A 20,729-nucleotide genomic window follows, 5' to 3' on the forward strand; every position below is an offset into this window, starting at 1 on the left:
GGTTCGCTTGTGGCATGGCGATTCTCTGGCTGCTGATGGCGCTGCTCATGCTGTGCTTCGTGCTGCTCCCGTTCCGGCGGCGCAGGCGCGGCATCGAGCAGGTGCACCCCGGGCACCCGGACGCCGCCGACCCGGCGCGGTACGGCTTCGTGCGCCAGGAGGAGCTGGACGTGCGGATGCCGGGCCCCGACGCGGACCTGCTGGAGGTCCTGGACCTGGTGCAGCGCACCGGTGACTACCGGGCGGCGGCGCAGTTGCTCGCGGGCACCGAGGCGGAGAGCGAGACGCGCTGGCAGCGGGTGCAGGCGTTCGCGGGCGCGGCGGCGCTCGAGTTGCAGCAGCGCCCCGGCGGGATACACGAGACGCCGGGCGGTCAGTGGCTGAGGGTCTGGCGGACCGAGCAGCCGAAGGACGCGGGCGGCGCGGCGGTGCACGCGGAGTTCCTGGTGCAGCAGGCGTGGCGTACGTCGGTGCCGGGCACGGACGACTTCCGGATCATCATGGAGGAGGCCCGGGACGCCTGCGCGCAGGCGGCGCTGCTGGCTCCCGGCGACCCGGTGCCGTACATCGTGGAGCTGTCGGTGGCGCGCGGGCTCGGCTACCAGCGCGAGGAGTTCGACCAGCTCTGGCTGAAGATCCTGGACCGCGCCCCGCACCACATGGGCGCGCATCTGGCCGCGCTGCACCACTGGTGCGAGAAGTGGCACGGCTCGCGCGAGGAGGCGTACGCCTTCGCGGAGGCGGCGGCAGCCCGCGCGCCCGAGGGTTCGCTGCTGTCCGCGCTGCCGCTCTTCGCGGTCTTCGAGCACCTGCCCGAGGTCAACCTGGTGATGGGCTTCTACCAGAGCGAGGTCGTCACCAAGGCGATGCACGGCGCGCTGCACGCGGTCGCCACCGCCCGCGCGGACGACCCGGTGCTCGCGCACGTCCGGCATCTGCTGACCTTCTTCCTGGTGCGCGCCGAGCGCTGGGCGGAAGCCATGGACCAGTTCGTGCACGTGGACGGGCATGTCGGGGCGCTGCCGTGGACCCTGTCGGCGGACCCGGCGGCGGAGTTCGCGCTGTACCGCGCGGTGGCGGTGGCGGGGTACGAGGCCAACGGCGGCAGCCCGGCGAACCTCCCGGGCTGACACCACCTCGGCGTCAACCTCGCTTGACCTGATCCGGGATCAGGATTGCCCCGCTGACCTGGGGTAAGGCATACTCCGCTTGCCCCGGTCTTTGCTCCCGCTTTGCCGTGGGTCGCTCCGAGTCCCCCCACACTCACCGGCGGCACCGTCACCCGGCACCGCCCTGTCCGCGTATCTCCGGTTTCGTATCTCCGGTTTCCCGATTCACCGGGTCCTGTGGGGGGATCTCTGCCCGATGCTCGCCAGCCTGCGCGCGCTGCGTGCCCTCGTCCTGCTCCTCGGCTTCTATCTGCTGAGCCTTCTCGTGCTCGCCGCGCTGGCCGCCCTCGACGTCTCCCTGCTGGAGTACGTCCACGGCTACGCCGCCTTCAAGCTCGTCGGCCTCTCGGTGCTGCTCGCCGTCCCCGTCGTGCGCGGACTGTTCATGCTGCGCACGCCCAAGGGCGAGGACCCGCCCGGCATCGAGGTCACCGAGACCGACGAGCCCCGATTGTGGGCGCTGGTGCGTGAGCTGGCCGCCGAGGCGGGCACCCGCGCGCCCGACCGCGTACTGCTCACCCCCGACGTCAACGCCTCCGTCCGCGAGGAGCCCCGCCTGCTCGGTCTGCTCCCCGGACCGCGCCGCCTGACCCTCGGCGTACCGCTGCTGACCGGGCTGAGCGAGGCGCAGTTGCGCGCGATCCTCGGTCACGAGTACGGCCACTTCACCGGCGGCGACACCCGGCTGTCCGTGCTGGTGGTGCGCGGACGGATGCAGATCGGGCGGGTCGTCGGACGGTTCCACGAGAGCGCGCGCAAGAAGGCGGCGGAGGAACACGACCGCCAGGAGAAGGCGGCGGCCAAGCGGATCGCCAAGGGCAAGCAGCCCCGCGCGCTCGACACCGCGCACGCCGGGGCGACGTACCGCGCGATGGCGTGGCTCTACACGCAGTACGGCAAGCTCTATCTGCGCGACTCGCTGTCCACGGCGCGTGCCCAGGAGTACGCGGCGGACCGTACGGCAGCCCGTCTCGCCGGGCGTGACGCGACCGCCTCGGCGCTGCGGGAGGTGGCGGTGCTGGCGAACCGGCACGAGTTCTACCTCGCCTCGTACGCGACCATCGGTCTGTCGGCGGGGTCGATGCCGCCGCGCGGCGAGTTCTTCGGCGGCTTCGGTCGGCTGCTGGCGGCGCGTGAGGAGCAACTGGCCGCCATGCGCGCCGAGTTGCCGACCGATGAGGTGTCGCCGTACGACTCCCACCCGCCCATCGCCGAGCGGGTGCGCCGGATCGAGGAACTGCCCGCCGACGGGCGCCCGGCCGGGGCGGGCGGTCCGGCGCTGGCCCTGCTGACCGATCCGGCGCGCACGCTGACCCTGCTGGAGGACGCGGCGCTGGTGGAGTCGGCGCTGGCGCTGCCCCGCGCGGCGGACTGGCCCGCGCTGCTGGACGCGACGATGACCGAGGGGCTGGCGTCGGGGCGGACGCCGTTGCAGCGGGCGCTCGGTGACTACACCGGGCAGCCGCCGACGCTGGAGGCGCTGCTCACGGTCGTCGACGACGGGCGGCTGTGGCAGGTGGCCGAGCGGATGCCGCGGTCCGAGGAGGCGTCGGCGGCGACGGGGCGGGCGTACCGCGAGTTCGCGCGACCCCGGCTGATCCAGTCGCTGCGGACGATGGTGCTGGCCGAGCTGAGCGCGCGGTCGCTGCTGCGGTGGGAGTTCTCCTGGTCGCAGCCCGCGGCGGTACGGCTGCCCGCGCTGACGGCGGACGCGGACGCGGATGCGGACGCGGATGCGGACGCGGATGCGGACGCGGACCCGGCCGCCGTGCTGGACGCGGCGCTGTCGGCGGCGGTCGCGGACCGCCCGGACACGGCGCCGCTGCGGGCGCTGCTGGAGCGGGCGGCGCCCCACCCGGTGTGAGGACCGGGGCACTTTCCCTCACTTGGCAACCAGCCCTTCGCACCTGAACGGACCCCCCTCCCGATGACCGTCCTGCTCTGGATCCTGGCCGTCCTGGCCACCCCGCTCGTGCTGCTCGGCGGGTGGCTGGCCTGGGTGTTCCTGAAGGAGTTCTTCACCACGGACACCGATGCCGCGCTCGCCGACGACGAGGCGGCCGAGGCGGCGGCGGTGGCCGAGCGGCTCGGGCTGCTGCCCGCCGAGCGGCAGAACACCGGACTCGCCGCCCCGCTGCCCGCCGAGTGGACCGCCGCGCTCGCCTCGGTGAGCCATGGCGCGTGGCAGCCCGCCGCGGAGGTGCTGCGCGGCATCGGGCGGGACTGGGAGCGGCGCTCGGCGTTCACGTCCCTGCTCGGGGACAAGGCTGCCGAGGCCGACGAGTGGCTGCTGAGCTGGGAGGACGCGCGTCCCGACGACCCGGACGCGGCGGTGGTCCGGGCGAGTTCCACGGTGACCCTCGCCTGGAAGGTGCGGGGCGCGCAGCGTGCCGGGTCCACCACGCGGGAGCAGTTCGAGGGCTTCCACCGGACGCTGGAGAGCGCCTGCGGGGACGTGGCGCGGGCTGCCGCGCTGAACCCGGACGACCCGACGCCGTACGTCAAGGAGATCTGGATCGCGCTCGGTCTCGGCCGTCCGAACGCCGAGATGGACACGCTGTGGACCAAGCTCACCGAGCGGGCGCCGCACCACTACGAGGCGCACTTCTCGGCGCTCCAGTACTGGTGCGCGAAGTGGCGCGGCTCCGAGCGCCTGGCGGCGGGCTTCGCCGACAAGGCGGCGGCCGGTGCCCCGGCGGGCAGTCTGCTGACGGCGCTGCCGCTGATCGCCCACCTGGAACACGACGAGTCCGACGACACGACCGCCGAGAACACACCGGAGATGATCGCCCGCGTGGACGCCGTCCTCGCGGACGTCGCCGCCGCCGACCCGTCCCACCCGCGCCTGCCCGAGGTACGCCACCTGCTCGGGTACTTCCTCCGCCTCCAGGGTCGCGACCGGGCGGCGCTGGAGCAGTTCCGCCTGGTGGACGGGTACGTCGAGGCGCTTCCCTGGCGCTACCGGGCGGACCCGGCGGCGGAGTACTGCGCCTTCAGGAACGCGACGGCGAAGGCGGCGGAGGGGGTGTAGCGGGCGGAATGCGAGGGGTACCCGGCCCGTTGCACTAATCGGTGGCCCTTCCGCCATCCCCGAACCACCACAGGGAGACGAGACCCCATGCTCTTCGGCCGCACACCGCAGCTCCCCACCCCTGAGCAGGCGCTGGCCGGGCGCACCGCGCCCGCCTTCGACGTCCCCGACCGCCACACCGTCCTCGGCACCCCGCTGCTCGGTCCCTACCCCGAGGGTCTGGAGATCGCGGACTTCGGGCTCGGCTGCTTCTGGGGCGCCGAGCGCAAGTTCTGGCAGCTCCCGGCGGGTGTCTACACCACGCTGGTGGGCTACGAGGGCGGCTACACCGAGAACCCGTCCTACGAGGAGGTCTGCTCGGGTCTGACCGGTCACACGGAGGCCGTCCGCGTGGTCTACGACCCCGCGGTGATCTCCTACGACCGCCTCCTGAAGACCTTCTGGGAGTCCCACGACCCCACCCAGGGCTTCCGCCAGGGCAACGACGTCGGCACCCAGTACCGCTCCGCCATCTACACCCACTCCCCCGCCCAGGCAGCCGCCGCCGAGATGTCCCGCGAGGCGTACCAGAAGGTCCTCACCGCCTCCGGCCTCGGCACGATCACCACGGAGATCCTCCCCGCCGAAGGCCGCCCCTTCTACCCCGCCGAGCCCTACCACCAGCAGTACCTCGACAAGAACCCCGCGGGCTACTGCGGCATCGGCGGCACCGGCGTCTCCTGCCCGATCGGCGTGGCCCCGGCAGAGGGCTGACCGAGCCGTTCGAGACAAGGGGGGACCGTGGCCGTCGAGTTCACGTACCGGAATCTCGGGGCGCGCGACCTGCCCCGGCGGGGGCTCACCCCGCGGAGCGCGCCCGCGCACGTCCTGCTGGTCGACCTGGAGGCCGACTTCACCGTGCGGGACGGGGAGCGGGTCGTGATGGAGGAGGGGCTCTTTCCGGTGGCCGAGCTGGCTCGGGAGCTGGTGGGGTGGCTCCGGGGGGACGAGGCGGAGCGGGGGGACTTCGCGTTCGCGTCGATGTCGTACGACGAGGTCGGGGCGGTGCGGATCGTGCGCGGGGACGGCGGGTGGCGGGTCGGGGGTGTGTACGACCCGGGGGTGTGGAGCGCGCCGGTGGGGTCGGACGTGCTGGACAGGGCGCTGCGGGGGTTCGTGGACGGGGTGCGGGCGGACGTCGGTGTGATGGGGGTCGGCCCCGGGCTGATTCCTCTCGGGTGAGGGGATCGGGCCGGGGCCTCGCCCCTGCTCAAGACGTCAGATCGTGGCGGTGTCGATCACGAAGCGGTAGCGGACGTCGCTGGCGAGGACGCGCTCGTACGCCTCGTTGATCTCCTCGGCGGCGATCAGCTCGATCTCCGCGCCGATCCCGTGCGCCGCACAGAAGTCGAGCATCTCCTGGGTCTCGGCGATGCCGCCGATGCCGGAGCTGGAGAGGCTGCGGCGGTGCCCGAAGAGGGACTGGAGGGTGATCTGGACGGGCTCCTCGGGGAGACCGACGTTGACGAGGGCGCCGTCGGTGCGCAGCAGCGAGGCGTAGGCGGCGAAGTCCAGCGGCGCGGAGACCGTGTTGAGGATCAGGTCGAAGGTGCCGGCCAGCTCCTCGAAGGTCTTGGGGTCGCCGGTGGCGTAGTAGTGGTCGGCGCCGAGACGGAGACCGTCGTCCCGCTTGCGCAGGGACTGCGAGAGGACGGTGACCTCGGCGCCCAGCGCGTGGGCGATCTTGACGGCGACGTGTCCGAGACCGCCGAGGCCCACGACCGCGACCTTCTTGCCCGGACCCGCGCCCCAGTGCCGCAGCGGCGAGTACGTGGTGATGCCCGCGCACAGCAGCGGCGCGGCCACGTCCAGGGACAGCCCGTCGGGGACGCGGACGACGAAGTCCTCGTTCACGACGATGTTCTGCGAGTAGCCGCCGTAGGTGGGCTCGCCGTCCTTGCCGACGGCGTTGTACGTCCAGACGGGGCCGCCGCCGGTGCAGTACTGCTCCAGGCCCGCCTCGCAGTTCTCGCACACGCGGCAGGAGTCGACCATGCAGCCGACGCCGACCCGGTCGCCGACCGCGAACTTGGTCACCTCGGGTCCGACCTCCGCGACGACACCCGCGATCTCGTGGCCGGGCACCATCGGGAAGATGCCCTCGCTCCAGCCGTCGCGTGCCTGGTGGATATCGGAGTGGCAGATGCCGGTGAACTGGATGTCGATCAGTACGTCGTGAGCGCCGACCGGCCGTCGCTCGATGGTGGTCCGCTCCAGCGGTGCCTTGGCGGCGGGCGCGGCGTACGCGGCAACAGTGGTCATGCCGGAACTCTCCTGGTGGGGGTGGTCGTACCTGCCCGGCCGGGGTCCGGCGCGGGCACTCTTCCAGCCTGCCTCGGCTTCCCCCCGCCCGCCCAGTCCACGCCTTTGCGTACGACCGCCGTGCCTACCACTGGCAAGGTCAGGCTCCCGGACCCACGCACACACCCGGGCACGGATACTGGCCGTATGAACGAACAGCCGGAGGCGGGCGGCGGTCCGGCGCTGGACCGGCGGGCCGAGCTGAGCGAGTTCCTGCGCAGCAGACGGGCGCGGCTGAAGCCGGACGACGTGGGTCTGTCCGGCTTCGGCAGGCAGCGACGGGTGCCGGGGCTGCGCCGCGAGGAGCTGGCGCAGTTGGCCGGGGTCTCGGTGGCGTACTACACCCGCCTGGAACAGGGCAACGGGCGCAATGTCTCCGCGGAGGTCCTCGACTCCATCGCCCGCGCGCTGCGGCTGACCGACGCCGAGCACGCCCACCTGATCCACCTGGCCCGCCCGAAGGCGCACAAGAAGCGGCCTGCGGCGCGTCAGCCGCAGGTACGGCCCGCGCTGCGCGAACTCCTCGACGCGATGGACTCGGTGCCCGCGTACGTCGTGGGGCGCCGCTCGGAGATCCTCGCCTGGAACCGGATGGCGGCGGCGCTCTTCGGCGACTGGTCCCGGCTGGCGCCCGCCGACCGCACCTGGGCGCGTCTGGTGTTCCTGCACCCGCCCTACCGCGAGCTGTTCGTGAACTGGGAGCAGAAGGCGATCGACGTGGTGTGCGGGCTGCGCATGGACGCGGGCCGCTTCCCGGACGATGCCCGGCTGTCGGCGCTGGTGGGCGAACTGTCGGTGAAGAGCGAGGAGTTCCGCAGGCTCTGGGCCACGCACGACGTCAAGGAACAGTGCCACGGCGTCAAGCAACTGCACCATCCGCTGGTCGGTCCGCTCGCCCTCAGCTTCGAGAGCTTCCGCGCCACCGGCGACCAGGACCTCTCCCTGGTCACCTATCACGCCGAGCCGGGCTCGCCGTCGGCCGAGTCCCTGCGCCTGCTGTCCAGTTGGGGCACGGACGCGGCGCGCGCCACGTTGTAGGAAACGGGAAGGGCACCCGAGCCGCAGCCCGGGTGCCCCCCTTGTGAAGCGGCGGAATCACTTGCCCCGATAGGCGTCGTGCACCGTGATCCGCGCGGTGTTGCCCTTCTTGTCCGCGATCTTGGCGCGGAACGAAATGCTCTTGTTCTTCGCCGGGTTCTTCACGGTGATCCGCCCGTCGTGCACGGCGACCTTGGTGAAGGTCGTGCCGTCGTAAGAGACGTACACCGCAAGGGACTTGAGGTTGCGGCCCGCCGCCGCGCCCTCGACGGTGACCGGGAAGGTGACCTTCTTGCCCGCCGCGACCCGTCCGTCCAGGTCCACCGAGGCGCCGAAGCGGACCGAGGAGACGGGCAGGACGGTGATGTCGTCGGACTTCTTCTTCGAGCGGAAGGTCCAGGACGCGTCGACCCGCGAGGTGGCTCCCGCGACCTTGGCCGAGCGCTTGACCGAGGTGGTCAGCAGGTAGGCGGCGTCGCCGGAGGGGACCGTGAAGAGCCCGTCGCCGTTCAGCGGGTCCTCGTTGGAGCCGACCTTGCTGCCGTTGCGGTACAGGGTCGTGTGTGCCGAGCTGACGGCGGAGCCGCCGAGGTGGCCCGCGCCGTCGGTGAAGAGGGCGAGACGGCCGTAGAGGGTGTTGCCCTCGCGGAAGACGCCGGAGACGTCGCTGACGCGCGGGGCGAAGACCGCGGTGTTGATCTTCTCGCTGTAGGTCCTGCCCGCCTTGTAGCCGCGCGGGTCACCGACGTAGCCCGCGTCGCTGAGCGGGAAGCCGTCCTCGTCCTTGCCGCCGTACTGCTCGAAGTCCAGCTCCCACTTCGCGCCGCCGGTGGCGGACAGGTGCAGGGTGCGGGTGCCGGGCAGCTTCTGCGTGACGGAGATGGAGGAGGCGCTGGAGACGTCGGGCAGCCAGCCCACCGCGCTCACGGCGCCGGTCTTGTTCGCGGCGCTCGCGCCGAGACCTGCCTTGACGGTGGCCAGTTCGCTCGCCTTGTAGTGCTTGGTGTAGCCGGTGGCGAGGCGGGAGACCGGACCGCCGGTGGTGGTGTCGTACTCCTCGGTCTTGCCCTTGGTCCAGTGGGTGTCCCACTGCTGGGTCAGCGTGCCCGCCGGAGCCTTCGGGCCGAGGTGGGCGACGCGCAGCCCCTTGAAGCTGTCCATGAACCAGCCCGCGCCGAAGCCGTACTCACCGGCCTCGACGTCGTACCCGCTGTACCCCGCCTCCAGCTTGGCGCCCTTGGCGGGCACGGTGATGTCCACCGGCCGTGCGGTGCGCGCGTCGACGGTGACCGTGGCGTTCTTGGTGACGGTCAGGTGCGGCTGGGCGATCCAGTCCATGCCCTTGGCTGCGGAGATGGAGCTGTCCAGGACGTACGAGCCCTTGGGCAGCCGCACCTTCGCGGTGCCGGAGGGGTCGTACGGCGTCACCGTGTCGCCCTTGGCCTCGCCGGTGAGGGCGCTGAGGGAGACCTCGTAGTCGGGCGTCGCCTTACCGTTGCGGCCGAGGAACTTCAGCGTCACGTCGTACGACTCGACCTCGCGCTGGACGGCGGCGGCGGTGCGGACGCTCTGACCGCCGCCGGTCGCCGTGACGTACGCGGAGTAGGCGCCGTCGGTGGTGCCGCCGAGGCGGGTGTCGACGGTGAGACCGACGGCGGTGCTGCCGTGCGCGGGCACGGTGACGTGGTCGTCGGCGAGCCGGAAGAACCCGGCCGGGGCAGCCTTGCCGGTGGGTCCGGTGGCGGTGGTGGAGAGGTCGAGGGTGACGTCCTTGTCGCCGAGGTTGCGGTAGGTCAGCTCCCGGGTCACCGGCTTGTCGTCGGTGTGCGGCCACTGCTGCTCGGGGAAGCTGACCGAGACCGGGTCCGCGATCACGGACTGCCCGATCGCCTTGTCGACCTGCACGCGCCCCGACCCCTGCTCGAACGGCGTGTAGGCGCCGCCCTTGGTGGAGCCGGTGAGCGCGCCCTTCAGCTCGGCGTAGCCCCAGTCGGGGTGCTCCTGCTTGAGGATCGCGGCGGCGCCCGCGACGTGCGGGGTGGCCATGGAGGTGCCGGAGATGGTCAGGTAGCCCGGCGGGTTCTCGCCGACCTCGTCGTCGATGACGCTGCCCTTGGCGGCGGCGGCGGTGATGTCGACGCCGGGCGCGGTGAGGTCGGGCTTGATGGCGCCGTCGCCGTTGCGGGGACCGGTGGAGGAGAAGTCCGCGAGCTTGTCCTTGCCGTCCACGGCGCCGACGGTGAGCGCGGCGTCCGCGCTGCCGGGCGAGCCGACGGAGTGGGGTCCCTCGTTGCCCGCCGCGATGGCGAACAGGATGCCCTTCTCCTTGGACAGCTTGTTGACCTCGGCTTCGAGCGGGTCGATGCCGGGGCTGTCCTCGCCGCCGAGGCTCAGGTTGACGACGTCGGCGCCCTCCTTGGCCGCCCACTCCATGCCCGCGAGGATGCCGGAGTCGTCGCCGAAGCCGTCGTCGTCGAGGACCTTGCCGCTCAGGAGCCGGGCGTCGGGCGCGACGCCCTTGTACTTACCGCCCGACTTGGCGCCGGTGCCCGCGACGATGGAGGCGACGTGGGTGCCGTGCCCGAAGTGGTCGGTGGCATCGCGGGCGGTGGAGAAGTTCTTCGCCGCGATCACCTGGGTCTTCAGGTCCGGGTGACTGGTGTCGACGCCGGTGTCGAGCACGGCGACCTTGACGCCCTTGCCGGTGTATCCGGCGGCCCACGCGGTGGGGGCGCCGATCTGCGGCACGGACTTGTCGAGGGCTGCCTTGCGGACGCCGTCCAGCCAGACGTGGGCGATGCCGGAGGCGGCCCGGTCCCCGTCGGTGACCGCGTGCCACAGGGCGGTGGTGTCCGCCGCCGGGGTGCGTACGGCGTCGGCGTCGAGGGCGCCGAGGCTGTGGCGCAGGGTGCCCGCGTCGCGCACGTCGGTGCGGGCGGCGCCCGCGGCGCCCCGGTAGCCGACGATGACCTTCAGACCGTCGCGCTGGGCTTTGCGGGTGGCGGGCCTGTTCAGCTCGGTGACGTCGAACAGCCGCTGGTCGAGGGTGCCGGAGGCGAGCAGCCGGGCGGCGTCCGCCGGGACGACCAGCGTGTGGGTGCCTGCCTTACGGACCTGGACGGGTATGTGCTCGCGGCCCTTGGCCCGGTCGAGCCCGACGACACGGCCCTTGGCGTCGAGGACGACGCGGTCGCCGGTGATCAGGGTGACGTGGTGGCGCCCGGTGCCGGTCGTGCTGCCGGGCGCGCTCTTGGCGGTCGCCGAGGCGGTCCGCACAGGGTTCGCCGACGCGGGGCTGGTCATTCCCGCTGCGAGGGCGACGGCCGCGGCGGTGGCCACGGTGGCCGCCGCCGCGTTCTTCACTTGTCTGCGCAAGACTCTCCCCCTGGAGATGAGGTGACGGACGAATCCGTGATTCATCCGTTCGGGGGATTGTTCGCACGTATGCTCCACCACCCCCGGATCATGGAGTATGCCGGGGGTGGTCAGGGGGCTCAAGAGGGTTCAGGGGGTCAAGTCGCCCTCTGTGACATGGGTGTGACAGGGAATCAAAGGCTCCGGGACAACGCCGCTCGGGCGTCCGCTCGGGCGCCTGCCCGCGCGTCCGTTCAGGCGTCCGCGTTCTCCCGCACGGTGATCTTCCCCTTGCGGATCGTCGCCAGGCGCGGCGCCTTGCGGGCGATCGCGGAGTCGTGGGTGACCATGACGAAGGTCAACCCCTGTTCCTTCCACAGCCGTTCGAGGACGTCCATGATCTCGTCGCGCATGCTCTCGTCGAGGTTGCCGGTCGGCTCGTCCGCGAGCAGCACCTTGGGCTTCTTCACCAGCGCGCGGGCGATGGCGACCCGCTGCTGCTGACCGCCGGACATCTCCGAGGGGAGGTGTCCGAGCCGCTCACCGAGACCGACCGACTCCAGCGCCTCGGCGGCCAGTTCGCGCCGCTGCTTCGCCTTGATGCCGAGCGGGACGAGGGCGGTCTCGACGTTCTCCTGTGCGGTGAGCGTCGGGATGAGGTTGAAGGACTGGAAGACGAAGCCGATGCTCTCGCTGCGCACCTTCGTCAGCCGCGCCTCCGACAGCTTGGCCAGATCGGTGCCGTCGAGCACGACCTCGCCGGAGGTGGGGCGGTCGAGCGCGCCCAGCATCTGGAGCAGCGTGGACTTGCCGCCGCCGGTCGGACCCTGGATGACCAGGCGGTCACCGGCGCCGATGGTGAGGTCGACGCCGTCGAGGGCGAGCACGGTGTCCTTGCCGCGGGTGTAGCGCTTGGTGACGTTTCTCAGTTCGTACATGGGGGCTCCTGGGAGGGGTTCGGGGTGGGCCGGGGCGCGCTGCCGCTACTCGACGCGGCGCAGGGCGTCCGCCGGGCGCAGGCGGGAGGCACGCCAGCCGCCGAAGGCACCGGCGACCAGACCGCCCGCGACCGCGAGACCCACCGCGAGGGCGATCGTGGTGACGCTGACCGGCGCGGTGAGGGCGACCTCCAGGGTCTTCGCCGCCTGCCGGCCGCGGTCCCCGAAGCCACCGCCACCACCGAAGCCACCGCCGCCGCCCCCGCCGAAACCGCCGCCCGTGCTGCCGAGCTGCGCCTGGAGGGTGGGGCTGATCGCGGTGACCGCGTAGGCACCGGCCAGACCGAGCGCGATGCCGAGGACGCCGCCGACCAGCCCGTTGACCATCGCCTCACCGGCGACCTGGCGCACCACCCGGCCCGACTTCCAACCGAGCGCCTTCAGCGTGCCGAACTCGCGCACCCGGCGGGAGACGGCGGCAGAGGTGAGCAGCCCGGCGACCAGGAACGCGGCGACCAGCACGGCGATGGAGAGCCAGCGCCCGACCTTGGTCGCGAGCGAGGAGGCGGTGGACAGCGAGCCGGAGACCGTCTTGGCGAGGTCGGCGGAGGTGGTGACCGTCGTACCGGAGACGTTCTTCTGGATGGCGCTCTTGACGGCCGCGATCCGCTGGGAGTCGGTCGCCCGGACGTAGACCGTGGTGACCTTGTTCTTCTCGTCCGCGAGGCTCTGGGCGCGCTGGAGCGGGATGTAGAGGTTGGCCGCCGCGTCGCCGCTGTCGGCGGTGGCGATGCCGATCACCTTGAACTTGGTGCCCTTGACCGTGACGGTCGAACCGGCTTTGTACTTCTTCTGCTTGGCGTAGGCGGAGTCGACGACGGCCACCTTGGCGTCGGTCTCGGACGCCTTGAACGTACGCCCGCTGGTCAGCTTGGAGGAGGACAGCGGACCGAGCGCGGTGCGGGTGACGTCGGTGCCGAAGACGGTGTACTGGTTGATGTCGAAGTTGGCGCCGCCGCCCTTGACTTCGCCCTGCGGCTGGCCGTAGCCGCGCGAACGTCCGCCGCCGGAGCCGCCGTTCTGCTGGAACTGACCCCGGGTGAACTGCCCGTCCACCTTGAACACGTTGAGGCTGAGACCGCCGGTGGCCGCCGAAACCCCCTTCTGCGCCGCGACCTTGGCGACGGTCGAGGAGGAGAGGGTGGTGAAGCCCTGGACCATGACGCGGTCGCTGCTCTGCTTGGAGTCGTCGTCGCTGCCGCGCGCGTCGAACTTGAAGCGGGGGCGTCCGGCGCCGCTGGAGTCCGGCGTCGACGCCTTGGTGACGGTCATGTCCGTGCCGAGTCCGTAGAGCGACTGGAGCACCTTGTCCTGGGCGCTGCTCATGCCGCTGGAGACGGAGTTGACGACGATGACCAGGGCTATGCCCAGGGCGAGACCGGAGGCGACGACGAGGGCCGCCTTTCTACGGCGGCGCAGTTCGCGCCTCAGGTAGGTGAAGAACATGGCGGCACGGTAGGAAAGTTGCCTGATGGCTTGCTGAGGCCGCCATAAGAGCGGGATGAGAAGCGCCGGGAAACGCCGATGCCGCCCTCGGGGAGGGCGGCATCGGTGCGCTCGGGGGGTGCCGGGTGGCGGTGGGGTCAGACCGCCGAACCCGCCTTCCACTGCGCCCAGTCCATGTTCCAGCCGTTGAGACCGTTGTCCGGGGCCACCGTCTTGTCGCCGGTGTTCTTCAGGACCACGACGTCACCGACCAGGGAGTGGTTGAACATCCAGGCGGCCGGGGTGTTCGGGTCGCCCGCGCCCTTGGTGTCGGACAGACCGACACAGCCGTGGCTGGTGTTCACGCTGCCGAAGATGGACTTCGCGCCCCAGTAGTTGCCGTGCAGGAAGGTGCCGGAGCTGGTGAGCCGGATGGCGTGCGGCACGTCCTTGATGTCGTACTCGCCCTTGCCGTCGTCGTCCGTGAAGCCGACCGTCGCGCCGTTCATGCGGGTCTGCTGGAACTTCTCGGACATGACCATGATGCCGGCGTAGGTCTTGTTCTCGGGCGAACCGGCGGAGATCGGGATCTGCTTGATCACCTTGCCGTCGTGCGTGACCTTCATCTGCTTGGTCGCCGCGTCGATGTACGAGACCTGGTTGCGGCCGACGTGGAAGGTGACCGTCTTCTGCTGGACGCCGTAGACGCCGTTGGCGCCCTCGACACCGTCGAGCGCCAGCTTCAGCGTGACGGTGGAGTTCTCCTTCCAGTACGTCTCCGGGCGGAAGTCGATGCGGTTGGCGTTGAACCAGTGCCCGACGACCTCCTGACCGCTGCTGGAGGTGACCGTGATCCCCTTCTGCACGGCGGACTTGTTGGTGATCGCCTTGTCGAAGTTGATCGACACGGGCATGCCCACCCCGACGGTGCTGCCGTTGTCCGGGGTGAAGTTGCCTATGAAGCTGTTCGCCGGGGCGACCGTGGTGAAGGACGCGTTCTCGTGGGCGACACGGCCCTTGGAGTCCTTCGCCTCGGCCGAGACCTTGTAGGTGGTCGAGCGCTCGAGCTGGGCGCTCGGCTTCCAGCTCAGCTTGTCGGCGGAGAGGGCACCCGCGACGTCGTGACCGTCCGACGTGGTCATGCGCACATCGGTGAGCTTGCCCTTGGCGACCTTGACGGCCGCCGAGTTGTTGATGGAGGCGTTGTTCGAGCCGTCCTTCGGCGTGATCGTGATCTGCGCCTCGGACGACTTCGCCGCCGCCGCCTCGTCGGCCTTGGCCGCCGAGTTGTCGCCGCCGTCCGCCGCGCTGGCGTCACCGCCACCGGAACAGCCCGTCAGTACGAGCACACCACCGAGCAGTGCGGACGCGACCGTGAGGCCCTTGCGCCGCTTACTGTCCGTCATCACACGCTTCTCCATCGTTGCCGAATCCGAAAACCCCGAGAGTCCCCGCTGGAAGGTTTCAACGTCACGGCCACGCCGTCCCGTTCCCCGTTCCGGGGAGGTGTGGGACACGCCACGCCCCTGCAGGGGGCGGGATCGACCGTGCTCTCCTGTACAGACGAGAGAACCCGGACGGTGGTTGCCGTCCGGGTTCACGGATGCCCCAGGACGCTCAGCCGATGCCGTCTTCCTCGTCGTCGTCCGACCCATCATCCTCGCCCAGGTCCCACTCCGGCGAATCCGGGTCGTAGTCGATCTGCTCGCTCGACCAGGAGGCTTGCTGGAGCTCTACCCCGGCCAACCCGCTGACCAGGCTGAACGGATCGACGAGATACGCCAGCGCCTCTTCGGTGTCTTCCGTCACAGCGGACTCGGCGTGCGCCCGCTCACCCTCCGGGACGTCCGGATCGCCGGCCAGCCGGTTCACCGCGGCCTGCGTCAGCTCGTCCTCGTCGGTCACCTCCAGGATCAGCTCCACCTGAAGTCGTACAAAACGTGATGTCTTTTCAGCGTCCATGACGTGAGCCTAGGGCCGAAACCTGTCGTGACTTTCCTGTGACCCGCGATTTTCACTAACATCGCTCCACACGGCCAATTCGCCAGTGCCACAAGGGGGATCGATATTCCGTGTCATCCGCTCGCCGTCCGCTGCTGACCGCCACCGCCGCGGGCACGCTGCTGTGCGCTCTGTGGTTCGTCCCGTCCGCGAACGCGTCCCAGGACGGTCTTCCGAGAGACGTGGTGGAGCAGTCGGCCGTCGCCGACTCCTCGACGCGGATCACCCAGCAGACCGCCACGGTGTCCGGTGACACCGGGCGGCAGGTGACGGAGGAGACCGAACTCGCCGACACCGGCAGCTTCGACACCACGCCGTACGTCGTCACCGGCACGCTGCTGCTCGCGGTGGGCGCCGGATTCGTGGTGTATTCGGTGCGCCGGGAACGGCTGGGTTTCTGAGACTTCCGGGGTTTCCGGGGTTTCGGGAGCTTCCGAGGTTTCTGGGATTTTCGGGGTTCCTGGGGTTTCTGAGGCTTTCGGGTTCCTTTTTCCGCGGCTTCCGCGGCTTGCCGTAGCTTCCGCAGCTCGCCGTAGCTTCCCGGCGCGGGAATTCCGGCTCCCCGCTTTCCGCCCCGCGGAAATACCCGCGCCCTCAGCCGTGCGCCGACTGCGCGTGCCGGGGCAGCAGCCCGACCAGCAGCAGCGTGACGACGTTCAGCGCGGCGGCGATGCCGAAGACCAGCTCCGCCGCGCCCAGGTACGACGACACCGACCCGCTGCCCGCCCGCGCGAAGAACACCGTGCCGAGGGCGGCGACGCCGAGCGCGCCCGCGAACTGCTGCACGGCGTTGAGCAGACCCGCGCCGGTGCCGACCTCCTCGGGGGTGGCGTCGCCGATGACGAAGTCGACCAGCGGGACGAACACCAGCCCCGAGCCGAAGCCGGTGACCAGCAGCGCGGGCGCGAGCGTCCAGACGGTGACGTCGGCGCCCAGGCGGGCGACGGTCCACCACAGGGACAGCAGCCCCACCACCGCGACGGACAGCCCGAGGCGCAGGCTCGCGCGCCCCAGCTTCTCGGCCAGGACGGCGCCCGCGAGCAGCACGGCGACGGCGGTGCCGAGCGCCCAGGGGATCAGGGTGAGCCCGGTGCGCAGCGGGCTCCAGCCAAGACCCTGCTGGAGCAGCAGGTTCACGACGAGGACGAACGCGCTGAGCGAGGCGTAGAACCCGGCCACGACCACGAGTCCGACGACGAATCCGCGCTTGCGGAACAGCGACGGCGTGATGACCGGGTGGTCGGTGCGCCGCTGGGAGGCGACGAACAGGGCGAGCAGGACGACCGAGCCCGCGAGCATGCCGTAGGTCCAGGCGGGCCATCCGAGGTCGCGCCCCTGGATGAGCGGCACGATCAGCAGGGCGGAGGCGGCGGTGAGCAGTCCGACGCCGGTGAGGTCGAGCCGGGCGGTGCGGTCCTCGCCGCCGCGCCGGGGCAGGACGCGGTGGCCGAGGGCGAGGGCGGCGAGACCGAACGGCACGTTGATCAGGAAGATCGAGCGCCACTGGCTGCCGAACAGGTCCAGGTGCAGCAGCCAGCCCGCCAGGATGGGTCCGCCGACCATCGTCAGCCCCATCAGCGGACCGACCGGGGCGAGCGCCCGGCGCAGATGCTTCGGCGGGAACACCACCTTCACCAGGGCGAGCCCCTGCGGGATCATGACCGACCCGAACAGACCCTGGAGCGTGCGGGCGACGATCAGGAAGACCGCGCCGGGCGCGAGACCGCAGGCCAGCGATGCCAGGGTGAAGCCGGTCATGCCGAGCAGGAACAGCCGCCGCCTGCCGAGCAGGTCCCCGAGCCGCCCCGAGGTGACGAGCCCGAGCGCGAAGGCGGCGGTGTAGGCGCTCAGCACCCACTGGACGGTGACCTGACCGGCGCCGAGATCGGCGCGGATGGCGGGTCCGGCGAGGTTGGCGACGCTGGAGTCGATCAGATCCATGACGTCGGCCAGGACCACGACGACCAGAACGAGCCACGCGGTGCGCAGCGGCGGCGTGGTGACGGGAGGCGCCCCGGAGGCGCGCTGATTGATGGACACGAACAGTGTTCTACTCCGGAACAGTGTTCGTAGCAAAACGAACGGCGCTCACAGTGACGCAGAACACTGTTCGCCCTTCGCTAGACTTGCCCCATGTCACCGACTCCGCAGCAGCGGCGCGCAGCACGGCACGGCGCCGGATCGAGCACTTCAGCGACGCGGCGCGGACCGTCCGGCGGGCGCAAGAAGCCGATCACGGTCGACGCCATCCTGGACACCGCGTTCGGCATCGTGGAGCGGGAGGGCTACGCGGCGCTGACCATGCGGCGCGTGGCCACCGCGCTGGAGACGGGACCGTCCTCGCTCTACGCCCACGTGGTCAACAAGGAGGACCTGGACGAGCTGCTCATCGGGCGACTCTGCGCGGAGATCGAGCTGCCCGAGCCGGACCCCGCCCACTGGCGGCGGCAGATCACCGACGTCTGCGCCCGGTTGCGCGACCAGTATCTGCGCTACCCGGGCATCTCCCAGGCGGCTTTCGCCGCCGCTCCGTCCAACCTGGACACCCTGCGCGTCGGGGAGGGCATGCTCGCCATCCTGCTCGCCGGGGGCGTCGCCCCCCAGGCCGCCGCCTGGGCCATCGACTCCCTGATGCTCTACGTCAGCGCCTACAGCCTCGAAGTCTCCCTGGCCAACAGCCGGCTCGACCGCGACGGGGACACCAGCGGCGGCGGCTGGGTGGTCGGGCGCGACGAACTGCTGCGCCGCTTCGCCGCGTTGCCCGACACCTTCCCGCAGACCAAGCGCTACGCCACCGAGTTGACCGCCGGAACCGTCCACGACCGCTTCGACTTCACCATCGGGCTGATGCTCGACGGGCTGGGCTCTTCGGATCGGTGAATATGACATAACGTCTGTTTGACGATCCTTTGACCGAGCGCGCATAGTCCGCCCCATGAGGAGATCACCGCGCGTGCGCCTGTGCGCCACCGCCGCCGTGAGCACACTGTCCGTCGCGCTCGTCACGGGCTGCTCCGGATCGGGCTCGGGATCGGGCTCCGGCTACGGCACGCGCGGCCGGGCGCTGAACGCCGCCGCGCTGGACCAACTGGTCATCGCCGAGGGCGAGCTGCCCGGTTACGAGATACGCCCCACCGACCCCGGCACCACCGCCGGTGATCCGCCCCGCTCCGCCGAGGTCGCCTGCCGCCCCCTGCTCCCGCTCCTCGCCGGTACCGCGCCGGGCACCCCGGCGGCACAGGTCAGCCGCACGGCGGCGGAGAAGAACGGTCCCGAGACCCATGCGACGGCCCTGGACGGACTGTCCGAGGACGAGGCGGAGGACGCCGTGCGCCGGAGCATGGACCGCGACGTCACCGTGATCACCCTCGCCTCCTACGGCGGCAACGGCGCCCACCGCGCGCTGCGTTCGGTCTCCGGCGCGGTACGGGCGTGCGCGGACGGCTTCGGCGGCACCGGACCCGGCGTCCGGACGTTCACCGCCTTCACCCGCGAGCACGCCTCGGACGCGGGCGAGGAGTCGGTGGCGTTCGCGGCGGAGGGCGGCGGCTCGGCTGCTGGGGCGACCAGGGGTCCGGCGGGCGAGGGCTCGGCGGGCGGCGGCTCGGTGCACTTCCAGGTGGTGCGCCACGGCGGCACCCTCGCGACGTACATGACGGTGAACGTCGGCGCGATGATGGCGCGTCGGACGTACACGGTCCCGGCGCGGGTGATCGGCGCGCAGTCGGCCAAGCTGCGCTGACGGACAGGGGCTCCGCCCGACCGGACGAAGCCCCTGCTGTCCAACTTCCTTACCGCAGCGGTCCGGTGACCGTCTCGGCAGCCGCGACGACCCCGCCCGTGCGGACGAACTCCTCGGCGGCGGCGAGGTCGGGCGCGAGGAAGCGGTCCGGACCCGGACCCCGCACCCCGGCGGCACGCGCCGCGTCGATGACGGCCCGCGAGGCGGGCGCCGCCTCCAGCCCCTCGCGCAGCTCGACGGCGCGCGTGGCGGCGTACAGCTCGACGGCGACGATCCGCGTCAGGTTGTCCACGGCGGTGCGCAGCTTGCGCGCCGCCGACCAGCCCATGGAGACGTGGTCCTCCTGCATCGCGGAGGACGGGATGGAGTCGGCGGACGCCGGTACGGCCAGCCGCTTCATCTCGCTGACCAGCGCGGCCTGCGTGTACTGGGCGATCATCAGCCCGGAGTCCACGCCCGCGTCGTCCGCCAGGAAGGGCGGCAGACCGTGGCTGCGGTTCTTGTCGAGCAGCCGGTCGGTACGCCGCTCGGCGATGGAACCGAGGTCGGCGGCGGCGATGGCGAGGAAGTCGAGGACGTAGGCGACCGGGGCGCCGTGGAAGTTGCCGTTGGACTCCACCCGTCCGTCGGGGAGCACCACCGGGTTGTCGACGGCGGCGGCCAGCTCGCGCTCCGCGACCAGGCGGGCGTGCGCCATGGTGTCGCGCCCGGCACCGGCGACCTGCGGCGCGCAGCGCACCGAGTACGCGTCCTGCACGCGGGGCGCGTCGTCCTGGTGGTGCCCGGTGAGCTGGGAGCCCTTGAGGACGGCGAGCATGTTGGCGGCGGAGTCCGCCTGGCCCGGGTGCGGGCGGATGGCGTGCAGCTCGGGGGCTAGCACCTTGTCCGTGCCGAGCAGCGCCTCCAGGCTGAGGGCGGCGGTGACGTCGGCGGACTTGTAGAGCGTGTCGAGGTCCGCGAGCGCCATGACCAGCATGCCGAGCATGCCGTCGGTGCCGTTGAGGAGGGCGAGCCCCTCCTTCTCGCGCAGCTCGACGGGCTGGATGCCGTGCTCGCGCAGCAGCTCACCTGCGGGACGGACCGTGCCGTCGACGTCCTCCGCGTCACCCTCGCCCATCAGGGTCAGCGCACAGTGGGACAGCGGGGCGAGGTCACCGGAGCAGCCGAGCGAGCCGTACTCGTGCACGACCGGGGTGATCCCGGCGTTCAGCACGTCCGCCATGGTCTGCGCGACCTCCGGGCGGACGCCGGTGTGCCCGGAGCAGACGGTCTTCAGCCGCAGGAACATCAGCGCCCGCACGACCTCGCGCTCCACCTTCGGACCCATGCCCGCGGCGTGCGAGCGGACGATGTTGCGCTGGAGCTGGGCGCGCAGCTCGGGGCTGATGTGCCGGGTCGCCAGGGCGCCGAAGCCGGTGGAGACGCCGTAGACCGGGTCGGGCTTCGCGGCGAGCGCTTCCACGATCTCGCGGGAGGCGGCGAGAGCCGCCACCGCCTCGGCCGACAGCTCGACGCGGGCGCCGCCGCGCGCCACGGCGAGCACGTCGGACGCGGTCACGCCGGAGGTCCCCACCACCACAGTGTGCATATCCATATTCAGGAGCGTACGCATTGAATTCGACGCTGTCACC

17 protein-coding genes are annotated in these 20,729 nt (G+C 71.4%); 9 read left to right on the top strand and 8 right to left on the bottom strand.

Translation table 11 applies throughout. The annotated features are described in order from the left end of the window. The first annotated feature begins 14 nt into the window (after window positions 1–14). From IF655_RS14695 to IF655_RS14715, 5 genes are all read left to right on the top strand, one after another. Window positions 15–1,130, top strand: a complete 1,116-nt coding sequence (locus IF655_RS14695; protein ID WP_199585174.1) for a hypothetical protein — start codon at window positions 15–17, stop codon at window positions 1,128–1,130. A 235-nt stretch (window positions 1,131–1,365) separates the two neighbouring features. Beyond that, window positions 1,366–3,033 carry a M48 family metalloprotease gene (locus IF655_RS14700; RefSeq protein WP_199585175.1) on the top strand — a complete coding sequence of 556 codons (1,668 nt, stop codon included), beginning with the start codon at window positions 1,366–1,368 and terminating at the stop codon, window positions 3,031–3,033. 63 nt (window positions 3,034–3,096) lie between these two features. Beyond that, a complete protein-coding gene (locus IF655_RS14705; RefSeq protein WP_199585176.1) occupies window positions 3,097–4,200 on the top strand; it encodes a hypothetical protein in 1,104 nt (367 codons plus the stop codon). An 87-nt stretch (window positions 4,201–4,287) separates the two neighbouring features. Further along, window positions 4,288–4,953 (top strand): peptide-methionine (S)-S-oxide reductase MsrA, encoded by a 666-nt coding sequence (msrA, locus tag IF655_RS14710; RefSeq protein WP_199585177.1) that lies wholly within the window; start codon window positions 4,288–4,290, stop codon window positions 4,951–4,953. 27 nt (window positions 4,954–4,980) lie between these two features. Further along, window positions 4,981–5,421, top strand: coding sequence for a hypothetical protein (locus IF655_RS14715; protein WP_199585178.1), 441 nt, complete (start codon window positions 4,981–4,983; stop codon window positions 5,419–5,421). Window positions 5,422–5,457: 36 nt separating this feature from the next. On the opposite strand, the gene IF655_RS14720 is transcribed toward IF655_RS14715, so the two are convergent. Further along, complete coding sequence (locus IF655_RS14720; protein ID WP_199585179.1) at window positions 5,458–6,501, bottom strand: NAD(P)-dependent alcohol dehydrogenase; 1,044 nt, start codon at window positions 6,499–6,501, stop codon at window positions 5,458–5,460. Window positions 6,502–6,687: 186 nt separating this feature from the next. Here IF655_RS14720 and IF655_RS14725 point away from each other — a divergent pair, with 186 nt between their 5' ends. Next, on the top strand, window positions 6,688–7,578 hold the full coding sequence (locus IF655_RS14725) for a helix-turn-helix domain-containing protein (protein ID WP_199585180.1): 891 nt from the start codon (window positions 6,688–6,690) through the stop codon (window positions 7,576–7,578). 57 nt (window positions 7,579–7,635) lie between these two features. Here the strand turns inward: IF655_RS14725 and IF655_RS14730 are convergent, their stop codons facing one another. The 5 genes from IF655_RS14730 to IF655_RS14750 form a co-directional block, all read right to left on the bottom strand. Next, window positions 7,636–10,941 (bottom strand): S8 family serine peptidase, encoded by a 3,306-nt coding sequence (locus IF655_RS14730; protein WP_199585219.1) that lies wholly within the window; start codon window positions 10,939–10,941, stop codon window positions 7,636–7,638. A 245-nt stretch (window positions 10,942–11,186) separates the two neighbouring features. Next, window positions 11,187–11,870, bottom strand: coding sequence for an ABC transporter ATP-binding protein (locus IF655_RS14735; protein ID WP_199585181.1), 684 nt, complete (start codon window positions 11,868–11,870; stop codon window positions 11,187–11,189). A 45-nt stretch (window positions 11,871–11,915) separates the two neighbouring features. Then, window positions 11,916–13,376 (bottom strand): ABC transporter permease, encoded by a 1,461-nt coding sequence (locus IF655_RS14740; protein ID WP_199585182.1) that lies wholly within the window; start codon window positions 13,374–13,376, stop codon window positions 11,916–11,918. 137 nt (window positions 13,377–13,513) lie between these two features. Next, a complete protein-coding gene (locus IF655_RS14745) occupies window positions 13,514–14,761 on the bottom strand; it encodes an Ig-like domain-containing protein (RefSeq protein WP_199585183.1) in 1,248 nt (415 codons plus the stop codon). A 211-nt stretch (window positions 14,762–14,972) separates the two neighbouring features. Then, complete coding sequence (locus IF655_RS14750; RefSeq protein ID WP_199585184.1) at window positions 14,973–15,317, bottom strand: hypothetical protein; 345 nt, start codon at window positions 15,315–15,317, stop codon at window positions 14,973–14,975. A 110-nt stretch (window positions 15,318–15,427) separates the two neighbouring features. Between IF655_RS14750 and IF655_RS14755 the strand changes: the two genes are divergently transcribed. Next, window positions 15,428–15,757, top strand: coding sequence for a hypothetical protein (locus IF655_RS14755; RefSeq protein WP_199585185.1), 330 nt, complete (start codon window positions 15,428–15,430; stop codon window positions 15,755–15,757). 193 nt (window positions 15,758–15,950) lie between these two features. Here IF655_RS14755 and IF655_RS14760 read toward each other — a convergent pair whose 3' ends face one another. Next, window positions 15,951–17,396: a DHA2 family efflux MFS transporter permease subunit gene (locus tag IF655_RS14760; protein WP_307814925.1), complete on the bottom strand. Its 1,446-nt coding sequence runs from the start codon at window positions 17,394–17,396 to the stop codon at window positions 15,951–15,953. 93 nt (window positions 17,397–17,489) lie between these two features. Between IF655_RS14760 and IF655_RS14765 the strand changes: the two genes are divergently transcribed. Together IF655_RS14765 and IF655_RS14770 are read left to right on the top strand one after the other, a co-directional pair. Continuing rightward, window positions 17,490–18,236, top strand: a complete 747-nt coding sequence (locus IF655_RS14765; RefSeq protein WP_199585186.1) for a TetR/AcrR family transcriptional regulator — start codon at window positions 17,490–17,492, stop codon at window positions 18,234–18,236. A 55-nt stretch (window positions 18,237–18,291) separates the two neighbouring features. Further along, window positions 18,292–19,098 (top strand): hypothetical protein, encoded by an 807-nt coding sequence (locus IF655_RS14770; RefSeq protein WP_206775825.1) that lies wholly within the window; start codon window positions 18,292–18,294, stop codon window positions 19,096–19,098. A 49-nt stretch (window positions 19,099–19,147) separates the two neighbouring features. Here the strand turns inward: IF655_RS14770 and hutH are convergent, their stop codons facing one another. Beyond that, window positions 19,148–20,686, bottom strand: coding sequence for a histidine ammonia-lyase (gene hutH / locus IF655_RS14775; protein ID WP_199585222.1), 1,539 nt, complete (start codon window positions 20,684–20,686; stop codon window positions 19,148–19,150). Window positions 20,687–20,729 lie beyond the last annotated feature (43 nt).

It is taken from the genome of Streptomyces sp. DSM 110735, from assembly GCF_016482685.1.
Lineage (GTDB): Bacteria > Actinomycetota > Actinomycetes > Streptomycetales > Streptomycetaceae > Streptomyces.